The organism is Intestinimonas sp., from assembly GCF_026169115.1.
Classification (GTDB): Bacteria; Bacillota; Clostridia; order Oscillospirales; family Oscillospiraceae; genus Intestinimonas.
Map to the genome: position 1 here is coordinate 1 of NZ_JAPFEA010000090.1, position 24,304 is coordinate 24,304.

Annotated in this window: 14 protein-coding genes; 13 read left to right on the top strand and 1 reads right to left on the bottom strand. The window is 58.2% G+C overall.

What is annotated here, in order from left to right; translation table 11 throughout:
* From Q0Y09_RS08175 to pyk, 8 genes are all read left to right on the top strand, one after another.
* Positions 1–256 (top strand): hypothetical protein (locus Q0Y09_RS08175; RefSeq protein ID WP_297720216.1); only part of this gene is annotated, 256 nt, incomplete at its 5' end.
* A gap of 343 nt (positions 257–599) precedes the next feature.
* Positions 600–7,772: a hypothetical protein gene (locus Q0Y09_RS08180; protein ID WP_297720219.1), complete on the top strand. Its 7,173-nt coding sequence runs from the start codon at positions 600–602 to the stop codon at positions 7,770–7,772.
* Positions 7,762–8,703, top strand: a complete 942-nt coding sequence (locus Q0Y09_RS08185; RefSeq protein WP_297720221.1) for a BsaA family SipW-dependent biofilm matrix protein — start codon at positions 7,762–7,764, stop codon at positions 8,701–8,703. Before Q0Y09_RS08180 ends, Q0Y09_RS08185 begins: the two co-directional genes overlap by 11 nt.
* A complete protein-coding gene (locus tag Q0Y09_RS08190; protein WP_297720224.1) occupies positions 8,700–9,218 on the top strand; it encodes a signal peptidase I in 519 nt (172 codons plus the stop codon). Before Q0Y09_RS08185 ends, Q0Y09_RS08190 begins: the two co-directional genes overlap by 4 nt.
* Before the next feature lie 86 nt (positions 9,219–9,304).
* Complete coding sequence (locus Q0Y09_RS08195) at positions 9,305–10,468, top strand: BsaA family SipW-dependent biofilm matrix protein (protein ID WP_297720227.1); 1,164 nt, start codon at positions 9,305–9,307, stop codon at positions 10,466–10,468.
* A gap of 90 nt (positions 10,469–10,558) precedes the next feature.
* Positions 10,559–12,190 carry a sortase B protein-sorting domain-containing protein gene (locus Q0Y09_RS08200; protein ID WP_297720230.1) on the top strand — a complete coding sequence of 544 codons (1,632 nt, stop codon included), beginning with the start codon at positions 10,559–10,561 and terminating at the stop codon, positions 12,188–12,190.
* Positions 12,187–12,945, top strand: coding sequence for a class B sortase (srtB, locus tag Q0Y09_RS08205; protein ID WP_297720233.1), 759 nt, complete (start codon positions 12,187–12,189; stop codon positions 12,943–12,945). The genes Q0Y09_RS08200 and srtB overlap by 4 nt, the downstream gene beginning before the upstream one ends.
* A gap of 277 nt (positions 12,946–13,222) precedes the next feature.
* Positions 13,223–14,647, top strand: a complete 1,425-nt coding sequence (gene pyk / locus Q0Y09_RS08210) for a pyruvate kinase (protein ID WP_297720236.1) — start codon at positions 13,223–13,225, stop codon at positions 14,645–14,647.
* 704 nt (positions 14,648–15,351) lie between these two features.
* On the opposite strand, the gene Q0Y09_RS08215 is transcribed toward pyk, so the two are convergent.
* Positions 15,352–16,752, bottom strand: a complete 1,401-nt coding sequence (locus Q0Y09_RS08215; protein WP_297720240.1) for a sigma 54-interacting transcriptional regulator — start codon at positions 16,750–16,752, stop codon at positions 15,352–15,354.
* 516 nt (positions 16,753–17,268) lie between these two features.
* Between Q0Y09_RS08215 and Q0Y09_RS08220 the strand changes: the two genes are divergently transcribed.
* The 5 genes from Q0Y09_RS08220 to Q0Y09_RS08240 all read left to right on the top strand — a co-directional run bounded on the left by Q0Y09_RS08220 (position 17,269) and on the right by Q0Y09_RS08240 (position 23,595).
* The gene (locus Q0Y09_RS08220; RefSeq protein ID WP_297720242.1) at positions 17,269–18,081 is read left to right on the top strand and encodes a cyclase family protein; all 813 of its coding nucleotides are present in this window, start codon (positions 17,269–17,271) and stop codon (positions 18,079–18,081) included.
* Positions 18,082–18,152: 71 nt separating this feature from the next.
* Positions 18,153–20,126, top strand: a complete 1,974-nt coding sequence (locus Q0Y09_RS08225) for a sodium:solute symporter family protein (protein ID WP_297720245.1) — start codon at positions 18,153–18,155, stop codon at positions 20,124–20,126.
* A 73-nt stretch (positions 20,127–20,199) separates the two neighbouring features.
* On the top strand, positions 20,200–21,522 hold the full coding sequence (locus Q0Y09_RS08230) for an acetyl-CoA hydrolase/transferase C-terminal domain-containing protein (RefSeq protein WP_297720248.1): 1,323 nt from the start codon (positions 20,200–20,202) through the stop codon (positions 21,520–21,522).
* 45 nt (positions 21,523–21,567) lie between these two features.
* The gene (locus Q0Y09_RS08235) at positions 21,568–22,725 is read left to right on the top strand and encodes a thiolase family protein (protein ID WP_297720251.1); all 1,158 of its coding nucleotides are present in this window, start codon (positions 21,568–21,570) and stop codon (positions 22,723–22,725) included.
* A gap of 27 nt (positions 22,726–22,752) precedes the next feature.
* Positions 22,753–23,595 carry a 3-keto-5-aminohexanoate cleavage protein gene (locus Q0Y09_RS08240; protein ID WP_297720254.1) on the top strand — a complete coding sequence of 281 codons (843 nt, stop codon included), beginning with the start codon at positions 22,753–22,755 and terminating at the stop codon, positions 23,593–23,595.
* The last annotated feature ends 709 nt before the right edge of the window (positions 23,596–24,304 follow it).

Below are 24,304 nucleotides of genomic sequence, written 5' to 3' on the forward strand. Positions count from 1 at the left end.
CTGGCGCGACGCCTCTCCACTTAAAACTCAATATTTCCTACCAGGGGCTCTTTTTTGTGCTGTCTGCATAGGCTGGGGCAGTTCAGTTCACAGTTCACCTGTGCCGTGGGCTTTTTTTACGGGGGGCGAGGGCTTATCCCAGGGGACCCGGCAAGACCGAAGCGTCTTGCCGGGGGAAGCAGCTTCAAAAATTTTTGTGGAAAATGAACGAGATTTTATTCGTCGATATGCGCTTTCTGTATTGAAAATGATGTGAACATTTGCTATAATAAACAAAAGAATTCATTCATTTTCCCATAATCCGCTGGACGAAGCCGGCGGTGCCGTTCCCCAGTAACACCCCAGACCAAAGATTTGGAGTCATTTGGAATCAGAAACGGCCTGAGGCGCTGCGAGTGAGATTTCTCTGGCAAGTCAGGTTGTACTGACCGAGAAGATGCTGCTCCACCTTCAATTCTCAGAGCATCTGTGATGTTGCCGGCGAGTTTTACTCGCCGGCCTCTTTTTTGCTTCCGATTTGGCTTACTTTTTATCAGTTTGGCAGGAGATCGAGAGAAACAGGAGGATACATGATAAAGCATAGATTGCATACAAGGTTCTTGGCCTGCTTCCTGTGCTTCTGTCTGGTCATGCATCTGAGTCTGCCCGTGGCTGCGGCGCAGAGCGAGCGGGAGGACACCACCGAGATCCCGCAGACGGAGACCGGGTGGGAACCCTTTGAGGACGTCCCGGTGGGTGACCCTGCGCCGGATGAGACGGGGCCCCCTCCAGACAGCGGGCCGCCCGATCTACCGGCAGTTCCTGCGCCGGATGAGACACAGCCCTCCCCGGATGACGGGCCCTACGAAACGCCGGAGACGCCTGCTCCGGAACCGCCTCCGGATGAAACACCGGAGGTTCCAGCGCCGAGCACGACACCGGATGGTTCCGACCCGGAACAACCAGAGCAAATACCAGAGCCGGAGCCCGATATGTCTCAACCGGAAACCCCCTCCGATACGCCGGTACCCGGAGCGCCGGGCGCCGAGGAGCTTCCGGAAGCGGACCCGCTGGCAGACGGAGCGCCTGCCGTCCTGGAACTGGACAAGGTGTCCTACATCCTCATTGACTCGGAGGAGGAGCTTCGGAAGATCGGTTCCGGTGATCCCGTCCCAGATACAGGTGGACTTTTGGACAAATCTCGCAAATTTACAGCTGACGAGGATTACGCCATTGTTGCAGACATCACTTTGACAGGAGAATGGACCCCGCTGGATTTCTGCGGCACCATGATCGGTGCAGGAATGGACGTCTCTACTGATCTTTTGGGCGTACCTCACTACATACTTCGCCCTCTTGCACAAGGGGAGGAACGATGCATTTCCCAAGTGCGGGTAGTGGAAACTGCTGACAAACACGGCGTGGGCTTTTTCGGCGCGCTCTACTCCAAAGGCGTCGCGGATGATGTGAAAAAGGACAGCGGCGGCTCCGGCGGCATTATCGGCGGGATCCTGGGCGGCCTGGTGGGGCTGGTAGGCGGCCTGCTGGGCACCATCACCGGGCTGCTGGGCGATGTGGCCGGGCTGCTGGTGGGCTGGACCGATGTGACCGCGCTCGGTTTTGAAAAAGTCGAAGTGCGAGACCTGGTGCTGGATGGCGTGACCCTTCCCGAAGTGGCCGCCGATGTCCCGGTGGGAGCCTTTGCCGGACAGATCAGCGGCAATGTGACGGTCACAAATTGCCACGTCCGCAATGTCTCCGACATTTCCGGTCAGGCGTGTGTCGGTGGCTTTGTGGGCAAGACCATGGGCGCGACCAGCTATCTGCTCCGCGGTACACTGGAGGGGGTAAATGGACTTCTGGAGGGCCTGGGCAGTATTCTGGACTCCGTTTTGAATATCCTGCTGCCCACGGAGGATCTTGTCGGCAACCTGATCGACAAGCTGGGGGTAGACAAGCTGATCCCGGTGGGCTATGACCCGGCGGTCCTGACCAGCTGTACGGTCTCCTTTGCGGCGGATACAGGTGCGGTCTCCGCCGCTGGCAGCTATGCCGGCGGCTTTGCCGGACGGCTCCAGGGCACCCGGCTCACGGGCTGCTCTGTCACCGGGATCGGATCTGTCACCGCCTTGACCAATGTGGGCGGCTTTGCCGGACGCGTCAACAACACCCCCATTGTGGGTCTGCTCCAGGGTTTGGGCGTCAATCTGGTGGACTTCCCCGCCGGGTGCGCCCTCACCGACTGCATGGCCGAGGGCAGCGCCCTCCAGGTCACTTCTACACAGGGAAACGACGGTATCACCACCAATCTGGCCTATGCCGGCGGCTTTGCCGGGGCAGTGATGGCCAGCACGGTCACCATCAGCGCGGAGAACACGCAATGCGGCGTCACGGGGCTGAGCAGCGTCACGGCCAAGGGCAGCTATGTGGGCGGCTTTGCGGGCTATGTGGGCATCGGCGATCTGGCCGAGGCCCTGAACCTTTTGGACGAGACGCTGAACCTGGAGCTGAAAGGCGACGGGACGCTGGAGCTGGGCGGCGCTCTGACGGAGCTGCTGAACAAGGTGCTGGGCGTCAATCTGGACGCTGGCGTCCTGAGCCTCATCGGTCTGCACGCCTCCCAGCTGGCGGGGTGCTCGGTGGAAGGAACCGATTATACGGTGACCGGCGACCAGCGGGTGGGCGGCTTTGTGGGTTATCTCCAGGGCGGCCAGATCGTGGAGGAGGTCGTGGAGCGGCAGTACTCCCGCACCCAGCTCAAGGATGCAGACGGCCAGCCGGTCTATGTGTCAGTGGACGATATCGTTGAAAAAGGACTTATCCATAATGGCGACCTGATTAGCGGTGTGTACGGGCGGCTGGTGGATGGTAAAATCGTTCTGGAGGATGTCCACGGCAACCCGTGGGCGGTTGCTCCGGTGCCTGATATCTCCGGAAAAACAATCTATCACGTCTATGACTCGATCCATCTGGATGAAGGCAAAAAGCCGGTGCATTCCGCCACATTCCGCAATGAAGACTGGTCAGCTGTCCTAAACGGGAACGAGACCGTCTCTAACCAGCACGATCTGCCGAACAGGGGCCACAATGCCGTGGTGCCGGTCTATCAGCAGGTCACCAACAGCAAGGGGCAGGTGCGGTTCACCTATTACAGCGATACAGGTGCGCAGATCGTCTACCGGGACAACGAGAATACAGACCGGTTCTATCAGGAGGATGGTTCAGAACTCACCATTACAGGCACAGACGGACTGGCCAGCGACACCCTGCAAATGGCGGTGGAGGACCAGATCGGGAACAGCGGTACGGTAACGGCCCAGTATCTTACAGAGATCCACGGTCTGTCTGCCGTTTCGGGCCGCGACTATGTGGGCGGCATCGTGGGACAGGCCACACTGGTCAGCGCCGTGGACCTGCTCAGCAATCTGACCGCCGTACAGTATGAGCGATTCGAGCTGAACCATGTGGCCCTGACCGGCGGCAGCGGCGGTTATACCGTCACCGCCACCGGCGACCGCGCCGGCGGCGCGGTAGGCTACGCCATGGGCGGCGATGTGGTCAATGTAAGCATCCATGATCTGCGCTCTGTCTCAGCGGCGTCCTACGCCGGCGGCTTCGGCGGCCAGATCATCCCCGGCACGGTGGCCGGGCAGAACAGCAACGGTCTGGAGCTGCTCGGCCTGATCTCCGTCAGCAACCTGGTCTCCGTCATTGACGCAGTCCACACTTTTGTCCGCGACTCGTCGGTCACCGGTATCCCCTCCGGCTTTTCTGTGACAGCCCGGAACGATGCCAAGAACGCCGCAGCCGGTGGTTTTGTGGCCTGGAGCGTCAACAGCAAATTCACAAACTGCGCCGTTTCCAGGCTCGCTGCGGCGGAAGCGGACGGCTATGCCGGCGGCTTCTGCGCTGTGGCCGACACCGGCTCCATCGCCGGGGTGCTGGACAATACTTTTGACACGATCGACGTCATGTCCCTATTGGGCCTGAACGGCGTACTCTCCCTGCTGAACACCTTCCCCAACCGCTTCAATGGCTGCACCGTCAATGGGGGCAGCGACCTGGCTTATTCCGTATCGGCTGTGCCTGCGGGTGCGTCCGATGTCCCCGGGGAGCGGAAGGACGCCCAGAACCGCGCCGGGACCAACGGCACGACCTGCGGCAGCGCCGGCGGCTTCCTGGGCTACGGAACGGCGGTTCAGGTCACCGATTGCGCCAATGAAAACCTCGCCGCTGTGGATGCCACCTCCTATGCCGGCGGCTTTGGCGGCTATGTGACCATCGGCTCGGTAGCCCAGCTGGGCAGCGCAGGGATCATAGGGGAGCTGGCCAGCGTGACAGGCATTGCAAACCTGTTGGACTGCGCGGTGTCCATTCTCAAGACCAGCCACACCCAGGGACCCTCCGGCGGCTGCGCCATCACCGCCTTTGACCGGGTGAGCGATCTGGTTGGTGGCTGGACAGATACCGGCATGGCCGGCGGGTTCATCGGCAACTTTGAGGGCAGCCATATCGAGGGCTGCTATGCCAACCATATTGACGCCGTCCGGGGCGAGGAATATGCCGGCGGCTTCATTGGCCGCATGGCGCCCGGCGACGTGGCCAGGGCGGCAGAGGGAACCGGCGGGATCCTGGACGTTATCATTGAACTTGACGGTGGCCTGCTGTCCGCCCTCCAGACCATGGTGCCCAGCGTGAAGAACAGCTACGCCAAGTGCGTTCCCTGCGGCGGCACGGTGCTCTCCTACGGCTCGAAGCTGGCAGGGGTGACCGGCGATGCCACCAAGATCGGCGTTGCTGGGGGCTATGTGGGCCTCAACGCTGGCGGCCAGATCTGGGGCAACGATGAAAATGCAGCGGAAGTCAAGGAGCGAAGCGCCAAGACCGCCGACTACTCCGGCAACGCCGAGCATCACGAAACAGAAGTCTACGGCACCGGCCAGACCTGCGACATTCTTCAGCTGCTGAAGGTGGACGCCAGCCAGTATGCCGGCGGGTACAGCGGATACACCCGGGCGGCGGACCTGGCCTCCCTGGGCAATATCAGTCTGCTGGGCGGGCTGGTGGATCTCGGCCAGCTGCTCTCTGTGGGGCAGGTGGTGGTCCCCACCCAGCGCAACACCGGCGTCACCGGCCCCCTGCGGAACGTGACCCAGGCCCAGATGGAATACCTCCATCAGCATAACGCCGACCAGCGGGCGGATTTTTCCCGGTATTACGGCTACGCCGTGGGCCACGACGGAACGGAAGCCTCCGGCGGGTACTGCGGCGTCATGACCACCGGCGTGGTGGAGCACGGCATCGCCTATGACCTTCTATCGGCAGAGGCGGTCCAGCAATCCGGCGGCTTTGTGGGCGCGATGCTCACCGGCGGCGTGGCCCAGGCGGATCTGGAGTCCTCCCTGCTGGGCGGACTGGTCAGCGGCGTGGAAAGCATCGACAATCAGCTCCTGGGCGTGGTCAACGCCATCGTGCCGGTCATCAAGACCAGCGGCGTGTATGGGTGCAGCTCCGGCAGCAAGATCATCTCCCACAACGGCAGCGCCGGCGGCTTTGCCGGTGCGGTGCGCGGCGGGCAGATCTGGGGCGAGGCCGACCCGGAGGGGTTTGCCGAAGACGCCTCTCCCCTGGTCCACACTTACAGCCCCGTGTCCAGCCACTGCTTCACCAAGCGCCTGCGCAGCGTCACCGCCTCCGGCGCGCTCAGCGACGCGGGGGGCTTTGCCGGCAGCATGAGCGCCGTATCGGTGGCCTCGCTGGGCGGGCTGGGCCTGCTGGGTAAGTTGGTCCGTCTCCCTGATAACTTCCTCAGCCTGATCTCGGCCACGGTCCCCACGGTCTATTACGCCGATGTGTCGGCGGTGGACGACTGGGGCTTCTATGTGGCCGGAGAAGGGGGCCGGAGCGCCGGCGGCTTCGCCGGACTGCTCCAGGGCGCCCAGGTGGGCAGCAAAACACACCCTGATCGGCCCTCCCTTGATTCGGACGCAGCTTCCCAGGGAGCCAACATCACCGTGACCGGCCTGCGCTCGGTGACGGCGGGGGACTACGCCGGCGGCTTCTTCGGTTATGCCGACGCCGCCGACACCCTGAGCGTCTCCGGCGCGGACGAGGGGGGCAGCAGCCAGCAGTTCACCCTGCTCCAGCTGCTGACCGTGGGACAGATCAGCGCCCTGGAGCTGGCCAAGAGCTACATATACAACAGCTCCGTCTCCGGCGTCCAGGAGGGCTACCGGGTGAGCAGCACCAACGGCTACGCCTGGAAATCTGCGGAGTGGAACGAGGACGAGGACAAGGCTGCCTGCTCCGGCGGGTTCGGCGGACTGCTCCAGGCGGGGGTGGTCCGGTTCTGTTCGGCAGAGGACCTCTCTCTGGTCAGCGGCAAAAACTACGCCGGCGGCTTTGTGGCCCGGATGGGCAAAAGCTCCATACTGAAGGCCGGAGATGTGGCCACCACAGATGAATTGGGCATTTTGGGGGATCTTCTGGGCCTTTCCGCCGGTGTGGGCGATGTGTTCGGCTCCCACATTCAGGACTCCACCCTCACCGGAACGGCAGGGGGCTGCTCCGTCCTGGCCCAGGGCGGCTGGCACGAGATCGCCGGCGGCTTCGTGGGCTACGCCGATGTCTGCCGCATCAAAAACTGCGCCGTCACCGATTTGATCCTTGTCATGTCCGATGAGATCGCCGGCGGCTTTATGGGGGCCATGAGCGACGCCATGCTCCTCAGCATAGATTTGGGATTGCTGAAAGCCATTATCAATGGTGTTGGCCTGAATGTGGACCTCATCAAGGCCAACCGCTCCAAGATCGAAAACGTGAGGGTCACCGGCGTGGCCACCTGGGACGGCTACGATGTGTACGGCGGCGGCTCCGGCCCGAACACCGACGCCAATACCACCATGGGCTACGCCGGGGCCTTCCTGGGGCTGAACTTCGGCAGTACCGTGACGATGGGCAATGCCGTCTATGCCGACACGGTCAAGGGCACGGTGAATCGGATCAATCCCTATGTGGGTACCGAGGAAAACACCGCCCTGCTGGCCAACCTGGATCTGGACGTACTGCTGAACCTGCTGAATATCGAGGGCTGGCTCAGCAAGTCTGAGGTGGTGGACAGCACCTTCCAGACCCGCAGCGGAGAGACAGCCACACCGGGTGAAGCTGCACCGACGCCGCACAGCGGAACAGAACACATCACCCAGCTTCAACCGCCCTTTTATGTGGACGCCGGCGAGGCCGACCTGATGGCGCCGACGGTGACCCATACCCTTACCGTCACCAAGGAGCTGCGCTATGAGGACGGGGCCATCCCCAATTTGGGGGATCTGGATTACGCCTATACCATACAGATCTATGAGGAAGGCGGCAAGCTGATCCGCACCGCTTCCCTCCATCCCGGAGAGCGCGTGGTGCTGGATAACCCCGCAGCCGGGACCTATACGATCAAGGAGGCGGCCGCCTCCTTGGTGCCGGGGAATATCACCCCGGCACAAGACATCTCTGTTACGGTGACTGCGGGAGAAAACGCCGCCGCCACTGTGGTCAATGTGGTCCGGGGCGCTCCCGTTGCAGACGACCATCGGGGCAGTTACGCCGCCGCGGCGGGCAAATTCATCGTCAACCACATCCCCACCGATAGCAAGGAGCCCCTGACTATTGAGAGCCCCTGTGAACTCCTGGATGATGTGGCGGTGCCCGACCCAGTCCTGCAAAAGCCGGTGAGCGGTCCAAACGGTCCGCCGGATGGCAGAGGAAGAGAAGAGGGAGAGGAGGAGGCCAATGGCAGGTAAACGTTTGCTGTGCGCCGGAAAGCAAGGGCAGAAAAAGGCGGCTGGAAAACGGCTGCAGAAGAAGACCGCCGGAAAACGGGTGCAGAAGAGACGCCGCAGCCCCCTCCCCCTGGCCGCAGCCGGAGCCGCGCTGTGTCTTCTGGTGGTGATCTGCGGCGGGACCTATTCCTACTTTTCCGGCAAGGACCATGTGGTCAACCAGTTGGATATCTCCGAACTGGACTTTGTGATCGAGGAGCCCTCCTGGCAGGACCCGGACACCCCGGTGCAGCCGGGGGACGTGCTGCCCAAGGACCCCCAGATCGTCAACACCGGCGAAATACCCTTTGTGGTGCGGGTGAAGCTCCAGGAGGTCTGGACGCCTAAAAAAGAGAGCAATGCCGCAAACCGGGTGGAAAACCCCGGCTACATCCGCTTTTTCGCCGCCGACCAGGGGGGACTGGGCCCAGACGGCGCATTTACCGCCCAGCAGCTGCTGGATATTCTTCAAGACGACAGTCAGGTGGAGGAAGGGCAGAAAAACTTTGCCCTGCGGCTCGCTCTGACCCCCAACAGGACCAATCCGAGCCCCTATTGGGACCAAAGCGGAACCGTCGGCTGGTACCGGGGGCGCGCCAAGGATTCCGAGTGGCTGTACTACAACCAGATCGTCCCGGTCACCGGGCGCACAGCGCCGGTCTTCCGGGCGGTGACCATTCGGACGGCGGAGGACGTCTGGCCCATCGAGACGGTCTCTCTGGGCACGGGCGAAACGCTGGAGCAGGCCCACGCCAGAGTGCTGGCCGAGTACAACAAACTGCTGACCCAGTATGACCTGGACATCTATGTCTACGCCGAGACGGTGCAGGCCGACGCCTTCGCCTGGAAGGACGCCTGGGCCGGCGACCTGCCGGCGGGCTGGGAAACGACGTGGGGGGGTGATACGGCGTGAAGAAATTCGGACAGATCCTGGGCGATGTGATTTTTGTGGTGCTGATCGTCGCCCTGCTGGGGGGGAGCCTGATGTTTGCCCTGAACCAGGACCCCAATAAGACCTTTTTGGGCTTTCGGGCCTACAATGTGCTGTCCGGCAGCATGGAGCCGGAGCTGAGCAAGGGGGATCTGGTCATCGTCAAGGCCGTCCCGGCGGAGGAGCTCCAGACCGGCGACATCGTCACCTATTACCCCACCGACGAGGTGGGGACCACCGTCACCCACCGGGTAGTGAACACCCTGATGAAGGATGGGCAGGTTTTGATCGAGACCAAGGGCGACGCGGTGGACCAGACCGACCCCATGTTTCCCGGCGACGCGGTCATCGGCGTGGTGGTGTTCCACATCCCCCTGCTGGGGGCGGCGGTGGCCTGGATCCAGACCCATCTGGTGCTGAGCATCGGGGCGGTGGTCCTGGTCACCGGGGGCTGGATCGGCCTTGGGGCCTGGCGCAAAAAGCGGGCGGAGACATAGCCCCCACCCTGACCGGCGGCTGCCGGCACATCGGCGCGATGTGCCGGAATCGATTCCTTCCATAGAGAAAGAAAGGGAGCAGAGATATGAAAAACAAGAAGAAAATCGCGCTTGGCGCCGGCGCTCTGGCCGTGGTTATGGTGGCGGCGGGCACCTTCGCCTGGTTCACCACCACGGACAAGGTCGAGAACGTCTTCGGCATGGACAACTTTGACGTGACCATCACGGAAGCCTTCGACAAGGATAACCCCATCCCTCTGGTCCCCGGTACGGACGTCACCAAGGAGGTGGGCGTCACCAACAGCGGCAACGTGCCCGTGATCGTCCGGGTAAAGCTGGAGGAGACCCTGAGCCTGCTGCAGATGGAGGACAATGCTCCGGACGGCACAGTGGATAAGATCAAGGTGGTCTATGAGACAACCGCGGATAAGACGAAAGAAAATGGTTATGTCCCCGTGCTCATCAGCGATGAGATGATTAAGGCTTACACGACAAATGGCTATACCACCTACACCACTAGTGTTCCACAGGGCATCACCGTCCTGCGGAAGGAGACCACAGGGACCGCTCAGGCCAACACCGTTTACAGCTACCTGGCCTATGTGAGTGAGGCTTCCCCCACCGGCAGCGGAAACCACCATCTGGTGCAGGTGACACCGGTCATTGGCACCACTGGTACAGCAGCGAAGCCTGAAAACTTCGAGGTCAAGTACGCCTATAATATATACAAGGATGCCACAACCCAAAACGGAGATGGCGCGGTGGGCGGACTGACTGGTCTTACCGTGACGCACGGAAAGGGCGACGCAAAACTGGATGATTATTACGGTAGTGATTTCCACAAGACGGATGATTTCCAAAAACCCTACGCCGTGGAGCTGAACTTTGCGGACAAGGTCCAGACTGACGGGGCTGCTCTGAAGGATGCTAATACCGCTGCCTGGTATCTGGCTAAGGATGGCTATTTTTACTACACCAAGGCCCTGGACGGCACGTCCATCTCCGAGCCCCTGCTGAAATCCGTGTCCATCTCGGAGAAGGCCGGCAATGCCTTTAAGGGCGCCACCTACACCATCACCCCCGTCATGGAGGCGGTGCAGATGGACTGGGATGCCGTCAAGGCTACTTGGAAAGAATTTGAAAACAGCAATACTGACAGTGTGGCTGCCGTTACTACAAATTCCGCCGAACAACTGGTCTACAACATTGTCAAGACTGGCAAGGGATATTATACTCCTACCGTGCCCTGATTGCCCTACACATTCCTGACACAACAGAGTCTGTATCACAGAGGGCGGACGCCGTACTCCGGCGTCCGCCCCTTACAGGGGGGCTGAACCATGCACAGGCAAATATGGCGCGGGCTGCTGACGGCAGTCCTCGGGTTCAGCCTCGCTGTAAGGGTGGCTGTGCCCGCTCAGGCCGCCTCCGCCGGCTATACCCGCACCTATGACACAAAGAACAACACGGTGGTCTACACCCTCTCCGCCCAGGCCGGGGAACAGGTGACCATCGACTGCGCCGATGCGGCCAACACCCTCATGGCGGGCCTGACCCAGCCGGGGCAGTCCGCCCAGGTGGGCATCCGCATCGAGAACGAAAGTGACCGCACCTATTCCTTTTCGGACTACGCCTTCACCACAGAGAATCACATTGACCGGGATGTGACCGTGGGGCCGCCCAGCCCCGCCCTCCGTACCCAGCCGCCCCGACAGGCCGGGGCGGTCACCGGACAGCTGGGCTTTGACGGCAAGTACATCCCCAGCTCCATGACGGTGCTGCGCTCCGTCACAGGACCGTTAAAGGCGGTCTATGGCGTCCGGGACAGCGCAGACATGACCCTGCGGCAGGTGGCGGGGCTGGAGGAGCGGTTGGAGGAGCTGGGTTATTCCTCCTATGCCGCGTACCTGCTGGAGTACTACAAGACCCACTGTGCCAACTCTGCCCATACCTGTGGCCGGGCCAGACGTCTGGCGGACCTCCACCCCAGCCACCAGTGTGAGATCCTGGGCTCCGCCGCCGGCGGATACACCGGACAATCGGAGATCCGTCAGCCCCGCAGCATCTCCGCCGCCGAATTGGAGGGTGACCCGGCCTATGCCCGCTTTCTCTCCTGGGGCTGGGGGGCCGCCCTGACCGGCGACGCCGGGGCGCGGCAGCTGCGGCAGGACTATGAGCTGCTCGAGACCGACCCGGAGCTCATCGCCCTGGGCTATCGCTATCTCTATGCCTACGGCCTGTACTTCTCCTTTGACGGTTCCGGTATCCGGCTGCCCCATACCCCGCAGCAGCTCTCCTCCGACGGGCTGAGCCTTTGGAACTATCTGCACCGGCTGGACCCTGTGGAAAAACAGGTGGAAAAGCTGAAAACCATTGTACTCAAGCCGGGGGAGAGCGTCACCCTGCCCCATGTGACCCTGGCGGCTCAGCTGCCCAACAGCTACGACCTGCGGGGGATCGATTTCGGATTCTCCCTGACCTTTGTCACGGGCGAGCCCGTCGTACCCCCCGTCCCCACAGACCCGGTAATCCCCCCAGGGCCCACAGGCCCGGTAGACCCCCCGGGTCCCACAGGTCCGGTAGACCCCCCAGGGCCCACGGACCCGATAGACCCCCCAGGGCCCACAGAACCGATAGACCCACCGGGGCCCACGGACCCGGCAGAGCCACCGGGGCCCACGGACCCGGCAGAGCCACCGGGGCCCACAGGCCCGGTAGACCCCCCGGGGCCCACAGACCCGGCAGACCCCCCGGGGCCCACGGACCCGATAGACCCCCCGGGGCCCACGGAGCCGGCAGACCCCACAGAGCCGGACGGGCCCGGTGGAGAACCTCCGCTGGAGCAGCCCGGCGGGCCGCCCAAAACCGGCGATGAGACCCGAATGGAGCTGTGGCTTTCCCTGTTGGCCGGCGCGTCCGTTCTTTTCTTCCTGCTGGTCGGCAGGCTGCGAAAGGAGCGGCGGGAGCGGTGAGCAGAAAGAAGCGGTCTGTCTATCTGGCGCTCTGCGCCGTCCTGCTGGCGGTGATGGCATTTTCCGGCTGGAAGGTCGTCACGCTCCTGACCGAATACCGGAAGGGGGCACAGACCTACCAGAAGATGGAAGAACTGTCCCTCCTCCCCCCGGCGCCGGAATCAGAGCCGGAATCGGAGGCGGAGCAGACCCCGTCCAGAAATTTTGACGCCCTTTGGGCGGTCAACCCCGATGTGGTGGCCTGGCTCTCCATTCCCGGCACCAAAATCGACTATCCCGTGGTGCAGGGGCCGGATGACCAGTACTACCTCCGGCGGATGATTACGGGGGAGTGGAACATCGCCGGCAGCATCTTTCTGGACGCCCAGTGCAGCGCCGGCTTTTCCGACCCGTGCAGCATCGTCTATGGCCACAATATGCGCAACGGAACCATGTTTTCCGACCTGGTGGAATATAAGCAGCAGGAATTTTATGACGCGCACCCCACCGGCCTGCTGGAAACGCCGGAGGGAACCTTTGAGATCACGTTCTTCTCCGGGTTCGTGGCCGACAGCGGCCACGGGGTCTGGGACCTGTCCCGAACGAAGGAGGATCTTCCCGGCTGGGCGGCAGAGATGGCCGGACAGTCCTGGTTCCAAAGCGGACCTGCCCCCAAAGAAACGGACCGGATCCTGGTCCTCTCCACCTGCAGTTATGAGTTTGATAACGCCCGCTTTGTCCTGCTGGGTGCGCTCACCCCCTCTGAGGCGGGGTAATATTCAGAGAATGGAATTTCCGGAATAAACGTTCCGCGATTGGGATGTTTATTCCGGAAGTTACATTTTAGCGGACCTCCCCATTCGTTTGTCAGTTTTGGCACCTTTTCCGCGCATTCTTCCGCTCCGCCCCTCCGGTCATTTTTCACGAAAGTGGCGGAATGTATTTTTACAGATTTCTAAAAAATTTTACTTCCAAAATGCCGTTGGATGTAGTATGATAAGCAAGTAGACTTTCAAACGTAACAAACCTAGGTACCTATCAGGAGGTATTCTTATGAGAAAGACGAAAGTGATCTGCACACTGGGCCCCGCCGTAGACAACGAGGAGATGCTCAAGGCCCTCATCCTCGCCGGCATGAACTGCGCCCGTTTCAACTTCTCCCACGGCAATCACGCCGAGCAGCTGGCCCGGCTGAATATGTTCAAGCGGGTCCGGGACACCCTGGGCAGCCCGGTGGCCACCATGATGGACACCAAAGGCCCTGAGATCCGCGTCAAGACCTTTTCCAACGGCCCCGTGACTCTGGAGCGGGGCGCTCAGTTCGTGCTGGACACCGACGAGGTGGTCGGTGACGAGACCCAGGTTTCCGTGACCTACCAGAACCTCCACGAGGAGGTGGGCCCCGGCTGCCGCATCCTGGTAGACGACGGTCTCATTGAGCTGAAGGTACAGAAGGTGGAGGGCCATCGAATCATCTGTACGGTGGAGAACGGCGGCACGCTCTCCAACAATAAATCCATCAACATCCCCGACGTCCACATCCAGCTCCCCTCCCTCACCGAAAAGGACAGGGAGGACCTGAAATTCGCCGTTGAGCACGACTACGACTTTATCGCCGCCTCCTTCGTCCGGAAGGCCAGCGACGTGGAGGACATCCGGGCCTGTCTGCGCGAGTATGGCGGGGAGGATATCCGCATCATCTCCAAGATCGAGAACCGGGAAGGCGTGGACAACCTGGAGGAGATCATTGCCGCCTCCGACGGCATCATGGTGGCCCGGGGCGACCTGGGCGTGGAGATCCCCGCCCACGAGGTCCCCATTATCCAGAAGCGTATGATTAAGGCCACCATCCGCCAGGGCAAGCCTGTCATCACCGCCACCCAGATGCTGGACTCCATGATCCGCAATCCCCGGCCCACCCGCGCCGAGGTCTCCGACGTGGCCAACGCCGTCTTTGACGGCACCTCCTGCGTCATGCTCTCCGGCGAGACGGCCTCCGGCAAGTACCCCGTGGAGGCACTCAAGACCATGGTGGACACCGCCGTGGCCGCCGAGTCCGCCATCGACTACTGGGGCCGCTTCCGTGAAAACGCCCTCACCCCCGGCGTCTCCAGCATCAACGACGCCATTACCCACTCTTGCTGCCTCACCGCCATGGACCTGGGCGCCACCGCCATCCTGGCCGCCACCAAGTCCGGCCACACCGCCAAGGTCATCTCCCGGTTCCGCCCCGCCTGCCCCATCATCGCCGTGTGCCAGAGCGAGCAGACCCGCCGCCAGCTGGCCATCTCCTGGGGCGTACACCCCTACCTCACCGGCGAGGTGGACTCCACCGACCGCCTCTTCTCCATGACTGTGGACGTGGCCCGGAAGGAGGGCGCCGTCAAGTGCGGCGATACCGTGGTCATCACCGCCGGCGTGCCCATCGGCCTGAGCGGCAGCACCAACCTCATCAAAGCCCAAGTCGTGGGTGAATGATCGACCTGATATACTCCCGCCCCGCCGCTTTTGGTTCCCCCTGACAGGGGTAACTTTGCAGGTGTCTGAACCCCCGGCAGATATTGCTTCGGCAGTATCTGCCGGGGACTTCTTTTTGTCTCACGCACCCTTGGTGGTGGACTGACCTTCAGGTGGAGTGAGTTCCACATAGCCAATGTCGTTGTAGTGGAGCTCCCGGTAATTTGGTTAAAAGCCCCCTGTTTCTCTTCAACGGCCTGTACCATCCTTCCGCTGGACCCGCGAGGCCATACGGGACCTCCTTGATCAGTTTACGAAAGTAGGTGGTGACTGACAGCCCCGCAACAGACAGATAGTGGGCCATATAGGGGTACCATAGCTTTCTTACCTGCTGGAACCGGTCCACCATCTGGCCAGGCGGCGGACGGAAAAGACCGGCTGCTCTGCCTTCCTCTTTCAACAGGGCGTATTCCTCTCTGCTCATGCGGATGCAGGGAGGATAACGCAAAAATCAGAAAAGCACAAAAAACAAAGTGCCGATTACTATACAGGTTCAGGGCTGTACTGATGTACAGCCCTTTTTCATACCTGTTTGCAAGCAGCTTTGTCGGCACTGGGAATCAAAAACAGTTTGAAAAAAGCGAAGGAACCCAAAAATATCAATCTCGTAAAGTCTTGAATCCATTAGATGGAGGCAACGAGAGACGGTTTTTCTGCCCGTTTACTTAATGGTTCTCCATTTTAGCCACATTGGCAACGAGGCCATATTGTTCCAGCTTTTTATAAAGTGTAGTTCGGGATATTCCCAGCATACGCGCCGTTTTCGCCTTGTTCCAACCGCAGGTTTCCAGTGCACCCATCAGCACCTCTCGCTCAAAATCCTGTTTGAAGTTTTTCAGGGAAGATCCTTCATCCCCACTGAGCATACGGAACCGGCCAGCATTGATCCGCTGTACCAGGGGCGAAAAGTCCTGCACCTGTAAAATCGGCGTCTGGGCCATATTCATTGCAGACTCAATAGCGTTCTGCAACTCCCGTACGTTGCCGGGCCAGGTATATTCCATGAACAGATCCAGCACACCTTTGCTCACCCCACGCACCGCCATGCCCAGTTGAGTGTTGAGCCGCTGAATGATATTTTCTGTCAGGGCAGGGATGTCTTCCATCCGTTCCCTCAGGGGAGGTGTTTGGATTCGGATCACATTCAGCCGCCAATAAAGATCATTGCGGAATTTTCTCTCTCGTACCAGATTCTCCAGCGGAACATTGGTGGCTGCAATGACTCGCACATCCACTGCTCTGGGGTGATCGCTGCCCACGGGGTCAATTTCCATCTCCTGTAACACCCGCAGAAATTTAGGCTGGATGGTGGGCGTCAGCAGATTGACCTCGTCCAAAAAAATAGAGCCTCCATCAGCCAGTTCGAACCGGCCTACCTTTCCTTTCTTGAGCGCCCCAGTGAAGGCTCCCGCAGAATATCCAAAAAACTCCGACTCCATCAACTCTGCCGGTATGGCTGAGCAGTTGACACGTACGAAGTTGGCCGCCCGGCGGGCGCTGAGAGCATGAATAGAATGCGCGACGAGCTCCTTACCGCTACCAGTCTCCCCTTCAATGAGCACCGTGGAAGAGGATTTGGCTGCTTGTATGATCTGGCTCTTCATCTGAAGAATAGCAGGGCTACTACCGATGATGCTGTCAGGACCATAGCGGGCACCCCTCTCTCGGGACAATTCTTCCTTATAATAATCGACCTCATTGACCATGACCTCGACCTGTCGAATCATATCCCGAGCATTAGCGATTCCATCCACTATCACATAGAGGAACACGCCGCATACCTTACCATCCTTGTTCCGCCTGGGCAGATAGGAGGTGAATATAGGCGTGTCCCGACTCATGACCCGCTGGACGGAGAGTGGCTCTCCAGTACGAAGTACTTCCATTGCGTGGGAATCCTGCACAATTTCTAGCACATTGTGTCCCAGTACCTCTTCGGCCTTCTTTCCAAACCAGTCCTGCCAGTGCTGGCTGACAAATATGTAGTTTCCCTTTTCATCCAACACTGCAGCGATGAGCTGCTCAATAAATTCTCTGGCAATGGTATCCAAAGAATTTCGCTTCACCTAAAACACCTCCGCTCCAAACGGTCCTTGGTCTTGCATTGCTGTACTACCGATGCGACCACCGCAGAAACTCACCAATGCGAATAAAACTATTTTATTATACGCGTCATTCTCTAGAAAACTCAAGTGGCTTTCTTTCTAAAATTTTGTTTTAACTTTGGTGTATTTTTACAAATTTCGTCTTTTTAATTCCTTCTTCTTCCACAAATCCGATAGTTTAGCAGCAAAATATGTATATATTTGTTTACATGTTATAAAAAACTTACATTTTCTATTTTTGCAGTTCAGCACCTTTTTTCTTTCTTTTTTCTCTGGTGTGCAACGTTTTTGAAATTTATATGGGAGGCAAGTCCACAGCCAGCTCAATGTGTACCGTTTTATTTACACATCACGGTCCCTGCCAAGAACGTCAAATCCTTGCGTTTCAATGGAATTCACCATTTTCCATACTTGGCACAGGATTTGCTTTAACACTCTGTGGCATTGCCCAAAGCTATATTGAAGGAGGATCTTTGTATGAAAATCGTTGACTTGACCGTTCTGTTGGAAGAGGACTTGCCTTGTGATCCCCCAATCCAGATTCCCAAAATCGACCGCTGGGACCACAAGAAGACAGCTCCTGGTATGGGTGACTATTTCCCCGGCACTACCGTAGATGACCTCCCTGAGGGCAACGGTTGGGCCATTGACTTTGTTCAGATGTGCACCCATTCCGGAACACATCTGGATGCTCCCTGGCACTACTTCCCCCGCCAGAATGAGGCATATATTCCTGGTGGCGAGAAGGCCTGGACCATCGATCAGGTTCCCCTAGAGTGGTGCATTGGCCGCGGCGTCAAACTGGACTTTTCTGACAAGCCTGACGGCTATAAGATCACCAAGCAGGATTTTGTTGACAAGCTGGCTGAGATCAACCACACCCTGCAGCCTGGCGAGATTGTTCTGGTGAAGTCCGGTGCCCGGGGCAGCACTACCCCTGGCATCCATGGCGACCGCTGGGCCCAGAAGGAGTATTTGGTTGCAGGTGCAGGTGTCAGTGCCGAGGCCACCGACTGGATGATTGACCAAGGTGTCCATGTCTGTGGTACCGACGGCTGGAGTTGGGATGTGCCTCTGCCCTTTGAGGCGCAGGAGTTCTCCAAGACCAAGGACACGTCTATCATCTGGGAGGGCCACCGCGAAGGCCGCCAGAAGGCCTACTGCCACATTGAGAAACTGGCCAATCTAGATAACATCCCCAACGACGGCTATACTGTCTACGCTCTGCCCATCCCTGTGAAGGGCGGCAGCGCTGGCTGGTGCCGGGTAATCGCCATTCTGGACGAATAATTTCGAATGCGAACCCATGATTTGTAATTCCAGAGACATCGTTGTCTTCCAATATAGAGAGGAGAGTATCCATGAATAACGCAGTATTCGTCGTTATGTTTATTGTGTTTATCGGAATCCTGGTTGGCTGCGGCTTCTATGCCAAGCGCTGGGTGTCTGACGCTTCTGATTTCGTCCTGGCCGGCCGCGGCGTGTCCACCACCATTAACATGATGGGTGTCATTGCCATTGGCTATGCTGGCACCACTGTGGCCCTGGCCCCCGGCTTCACCATCATGTATGGCATGAAGACCGCCTTGTCTTGGGGGCTCATTTACAGCATCGCTGGTCTACTGCTCTACGGCGTGCTGTGGGGCAAGTTTGTCCGTCTGAACGGAGCGCAGACCTTACCTGAGTATCTGGAGATGCGTTACTCTGCAAAGATTCGTCCCGTGGTCGCCGTGACCTCCGTAATCGGCATGTGTGGTATCCTCGCCAACAACATTGTCTCCTGCGTATCCTCCATCGTGGCCTACACTGGCTGGAATACCACCATGGTTACCCTGATCATCTTCCTGGTCATCATTGCCTTTACCTTCATCTCTGGCCTGTGGGCTGCCACTATCACGGACTTTTTCCAGGTGTGCCTGGGTGTCATCTGCGTCCCCCTGATGCTCACCTTGCTGGCCAACCGCTTCGGCGGCTTTGACGCCATTGCTGCTAACTGGGCCAACAGCGACTTCATGAATTTCGGTATCAACGGCGCTTCCGGTGCACCCGTACTTGCATTGACCTATCCTTCCTGGCTGAACTTCGTCATCTGCTTTGCGGCCGCTCTGGTTTGGGGCAACAACTATTATTGGATGAAGATCGCCTCCTGCCGCAGCGAGAAGGTTGCCCGCAAATCCTTCATTCTAGCCGCCGTGCTACTGGTCATCATCTTCATGATTCCGTTTACCATCATCGGACTGTATGCCGGTGCCAACTACCCTGAGGCCTTTGTTCAGGGCGGTGGTAAACTGGCTGCCACCGGTGCTTACGGCTTCCTGGCCAGCACCTTCGTGCCTATCCTGGGCTCCTTGTTTGTAGTAGGTGCCTGCGCTGCCTCCATTTCCACTGCTTCCACCTCTGCTCTGGGCGCCTCTGCTGTCGCTAGCCGCGACATCTATCAACGCCTGATCAACCCCAAGGCCACCCCTCAGCAGACCCTGAGAATGTCCAAGTTCATTATGATTGGTCTGGGCGTTGTCACCTGGATCCTGTGCCAATTCCCTGGCGGTGCCACCTATCTGTTCGCCTTTGCAAACTGCTGGTTGGTCCCCCCCGCCATCCTACTGATGCTGGGCGCTATCTGGCCCCGCTTCAATAACACTGGTGCTTTTGTGGGTGCTCTTGCTGGTATGATTTCCATGTGCCTGTTCACTTTGCTCAACGACGTGTTGCACATTTTCAACATTGGCAACTACATCTACATGGCTACCGCAGGCTTCCTGATTACCCTGGTGGCCGCTCTCATTGGCAGTTGCTTCGGTAAGTCCAAATACTATGGTAGGAAGGATTGGGAGCGCATTCCCACATCCACCAACCGTATTGATGTCACACTGGACAACTTTGACAGACAGGTCCTGTCTCTCATCCGTCTGGGGCACTGCTATCAGGCCGACATCACTGACTATATGGGAGTTGACTCTGCTAAGGCTTCCGCCTCTGTGGAAAAGCTGGACCAGGGCGGCCTGATCGTCCGCGCTGGAATGACCGGAACCAAGTTCTATACCTACTCCATCACTGAGAAGGGCGAGAAGGCTCTGGCTCCTCTTACTGGTGCCGAGGCTGAGATGGCCAAGGAGCACCTGTGCCCCATGTATGTGGAGCTGCTGACTATCGTAAAGAATGCTCCCGATAAGCAGGCTGAGTTCGTGAAGAAGTACAACGTGGCCTCTATGAAGATGGCTGCGATCTCCTCTCATTTGACTCGCCAGGGCTATATTGTTGAGGGCGGGCTCTTCAAGCGGAAGCTGAGCATCACTGAAAAGGGAAGCATGGCTGTCAGTAAGTACAGCAAGTAATAGCTCCCTGAGCATCGAACCTAGAGGGGGGGGCGACAACACTGCTGCCCGCCTCCTTTCTTCAGGAGGAAATATGACAAGTGAGCTGTACCAGCGCAAGCTATTGAGCGCAGAAGATGCGGCAGAAACAGTAGCCTCTGGCAGTACGGTGTTCCTGCCCGGCGGGGCGATTACCCCCATAGATTTTGGAAATGCCTTGGGCGGGCTCATCGGCCGCAGAGAGAATATCCGCCTGATGACCTATCTGCCTCTGGAGGACCTGACTGTTTTCAGCGCGCCAAACGCCGGAAGTACCTTTACCATAGAGGCCGCCTTCTACAACCGAATTCTACAAGGGCCCGCGAGCCGGGATACCTGCTCCTTTGTTCCCAACCATCTGCGCAATATATCCCGGGACTGGGGCTGGGCTGTCTCAGAGATAGACCTGATGGTGGTCACTGTTTCGCCCATGGACAAGCATGGCTGGTTCACTATGTGTGGTTCCGCCATTATGGAGCAGGACCTTATTCCCAGGACAAAACGACTCGTTGTTGAGGTAGCCTCCCACGGTCCAAGAACCTTTGGTGACACACTCATCCACATCTCACAAGTGGACGGAATCATAGAGTCCGACCGCTATCCCGCCACCTTAGCCAGGGAGACTCCTACCCTGGAAGACGAACTGCTGGGCGGACATGTGGCAGAGCTTGTGGAGGATGGATCCACAATCCAGTTGGGCTTCGGCGGCACCATCGACGCTCTGGCAGGACGGCTAAGGGAAAAGAAAGGCCTTGGTATCCACACCGAATCCTTCTCTGACTGTGCTATGGAGCTGTTGGAATGCGGCGCGGCGACCAATCATAATAAGAGCCTACACAAGGGCTTGACCGTCACCTCTTTTACTATGGGCAGCCGCAGACTGTATGACTATATTGACGACAATCCGGCCATTCTGCACAAAAGCCTTTCCTACACCAATGCACTGGAAATAATTTCAAGGAATAGTAAGATGGTCTCCATCAATGCTGCCCTCTATGTTGATCTGAGTGGTCAATGTGCCTCTGAAGGCGTGGGCGCTTATCAAATCTCAGGCAGCGGTGGTCAGGTGGACACGGGCGTTGGTGCGCAAATGGCCGGTGGAAAATCCATTATCACCCTGAAATCTACCCGCACCCGTAAGAACCCACTTACCGGGCAACCCATCATCGAATCCTGTATCCGTCCCACGCTTCCAGAGGGTACTTGTGTTACATATACCAGGAGCAACGTCCACTTTGTGGTCACTGAGTACGGATCCGCCTGTCTTCGTGGTCTAACTGTAAAGGAACGGGCACGGAAGCTCATCTCCATTGCACATCCTGATTTTCGGGATCAGTTGCTGGAGGAGTTTGAGCGCGTCTATCGAATAAAGCTATAACATGATCTATTGTATTTTATTGTAAAGGAAAGGAGCATATCCACTATGAATCAACGTGAAGCTGTCATTGTGGCCTATGGCCGTTCTGCTGTGACCAAAGCCTACAAGGGTGGGTTTTCTACGGTCCATCCTGTCACCTATGGTGCCGAGACCCTGAAAGGCGTATTAGCCAAGATCCCTCAGCTGGACCCCAAGGAAATTGACGATGTGATTGTGGGCTGTGCCAATCCTGAGGGTACCCAGGGCTGGAATATGGCCCGGCTGATTACGCAGATGGCTGGTCTGCCCAAGGAGACTGCTGCCCAGACTGTAAATCGCTTCTGTTCTTCCGGCCTGCAAACCATCGCCACTGCTGCCAATGCCGTCATTGCCAACCAGTGTGATGTGGTTGTGGCCGGCGGAGTAGAGAGCATGACCCGCATCAAAAATATGTTTCTGGAGCCGGAATTCCGGAACCCCGCCCTGGTCGCAGCTTATGAGGAAGCCTATATGGCTCCGGGTTATACTGCCGAGCGTGTAGCAGCGCTTCACCACATCAGCCGCACGGAAATGGACGAACTGGCTGTGCGCAGCCACGCCCTGGCCGCCATCGCTCAGGATGCTGGCGCCTTTGATGATCAGATCATTCCCATCACCACCACCGCTCCCGATGGCACCACCAAGGTCATCGACAAGGACGAGGGTATCCGTCGAGGTACCTCTCTGGATAGTCTGGCTCAGCTGAAGCCCAGCTTTGAAGGCATCGTCACTGCTGGGAACTCCTCCCAGATGAGCGATGGCGCCAGCTTTGTTGTAGTCATGAGTAGGGAGAAGGCGGATGCGCTTGGTATCGCACCCATCGCTCGTTTCGTAGGGTTTGCCGTCGCAGGCTGCGAGTCCGAGCTTATGGGCCTCGGCCCCATTTATGCTGTGCCCAAGGTACTTAAGCGCACCGGCATGAGCCTGGAACAGATCGACACCATTGAGCTTAACGAAGCATTTGCTGCTCAGGCCATCCCCTGCATCCGCACGCTGGGCTTTGACATGGGCAAGGTCAACCCTGAGGGCGGAGCTCTAGCACTGGGCCATCCTTTGGGTGCTACCGGCGCAATACTGACCTGTAAAGCCCTGTCCAGACTCCGGCGCCAGGGTGGCCGCTACGCCATGATTACCATGTGTATCGGTGGCGGAATGGGCGCGGCTGGTATTTTTGAGATGTTGTAAACCATTTCATTTAAGGAGGAATTTATCATGGCAAAAAAGACCATCATCACTGTGGCCACCACCGGTGCGTGGCCTAAAAAAGAGAATAACCCCAATGTCCCCATGACGCCTGCCGAGATTGCCGAGGACGTCTATGACTGTTGGCAAGGCGGCGCTGCCATCGCCCATCTGCACATGCGCGATGAAAATGGCAATGGTACTATGGATGTGGAGAAGTTCGCTGAGACCGTCCGTTTGCTGCGCACCAACCACCCTGACTGCGACATCGTACTGAATATGACCACCTCCGGTGCTTTGGTAGCCAGCGACGAACTTCGGAAAGCTCATCTGAAGGAGTTGCGTCCAGAGATGGGCACCTTTGACTGTGGCTCCATGAACTGGCTGAATTCCTCTGTGTTTCTCAATTCTCCTCAATTCCTGGAGGCGCTGGGCCAGGATATGCAGGAGTGGGGAATCAAGCCAGAAATTGAGGCATTTGATCCTGGCATGATAGGCAACGCTGCCTACTACCTGAAGAAGGGCGTGTTGAAGGGCCCTCTGCACTTCCAGTTCTGCATGGGCTGTGCCAACGGTATCCCTGGAAGCCTAAAGAATCTGCTGTTCATGAAGGAAACCATGGATCAGTTGTGCCCTGGCGCCACATGGAGCTGCTTCGGTGTGGGGCACTCTGCGATGGAGATTCTATATAGCGCTGTCGCCCTTGGCGGCCACATCCGCGTGGGCATGGAGGACAATGTAATGTATAGCAAGGGCCAGTTGGTCAGCAGCAATCGCCAGTTCGTGGAGCGTGCTGCCCGGGTTATCCGCGAGTATGGCAACGAGGTAGCCACTCCTAATGACGCCCGCGAGATTCTAGGGCTGAAGAAATGAGTTGGGGGCCCTGCTTCATGTATTACCACTGTCCTCAATGTGGCAGACGTTTTAAATACGCCATTGACCTAATTCCCGTTTTTGGCGACAGCTTTGGCCATTGCCCTCATTGTCAGACGGATGGTATATTTGAAAAAGATGGCGCTCGGACGCCTGATGATCTGGAATACGAGGAAGTAGAGTGAGAAAGCGATAAACGCTTGCCCAGGCTCAGCTTATCGAAAAAATGTCTTATGCACAAGGAGCATTCGTTTTTTCGATGGACTGAGTGTATGGTAGTAGAAATGATTGCTCTTGTTTATAAAAAATATCTACCGCCTCGTTTCCATGGCATAATAGCAACCAGGGAGGGCGAGAGGATGATTCGGATGGTAGAACAGTCAAATAAGCATGGTGATTTTGAATCCTTCCAGTGGTCACATAGAACGTCGCAGTATGGCGGGCGATAATTACTCATCATACCGTGATATCCAAATCAAATTGAGAATATAAAAATTGACTGGGGGAGTTGCATCTGCAACTCCCCCAGTCAATTCTGCATTGCTTTGTACAACCCCTTTAGTTCAAAGAGGTCCTTATTATTTCAGAGTATTCTGCGGCGGGGCTTTTTGCCCTTTGGAACCGTCCCAAAATGGAAATGCTACCAAAATGCTACCAAAAAGCGGCCTCAAACCCTTGGGGCGCAAGGGGTTGAGAAATGGGGAAAAAA

Coding starts and splice junctions, on each gene's coding strand:
- Q0Y09_RS08185 (WP_297720221.1), top strand. CDS start 7,762: ATGGCAGGTAAACGTTTGCTGTGCGCCGGAAAGCAAGGGCAGAAAAAG.
- Q0Y09_RS08195 (WP_297720227.1), top strand. CDS start 9,305: ATGAAAAACAAGAAGAAAATCGCGCTTGGCGCCGGCGCTCTGGCCGTG.
- Q0Y09_RS08200 (WP_297720230.1), top strand. CDS start 10,559: ATGCACAGGCAAATATGGCGCGGGCTGCTGACGGCAGTCCTCGGGTTC.
- pyk (WP_297720236.1), top strand. CDS start 13,223: ATGAGAAAGACGAAAGTGATCTGCACACTGGGCCCCGCCGTAGACAAC.
- Q0Y09_RS08220 (WP_297720242.1), top strand. CDS start 17,269: ATGAAAATCGTTGACTTGACCGTTCTGTTGGAAGAGGACTTGCCTTGT.
- Q0Y09_RS08225 (WP_297720245.1), top strand. CDS start 18,153: ATGAATAACGCAGTATTCGTCGTTATGTTTATTGTGTTTATCGGAATC.
- Q0Y09_RS08230 (WP_297720248.1), top strand. CDS start 20,200: ATGACAAGTGAGCTGTACCAGCGCAAGCTATTGAGCGCAGAAGATGCG.
- Q0Y09_RS08235 (WP_297720251.1), top strand. CDS start 21,568: ATGAATCAACGTGAAGCTGTCATTGTGGCCTATGGCCGTTCTGCTGTG.
- Q0Y09_RS08240 (WP_297720254.1), top strand. CDS start 22,753: ATGGCAAAAAAGACCATCATCACTGTGGCCACCACCGGTGCGTGGCCT.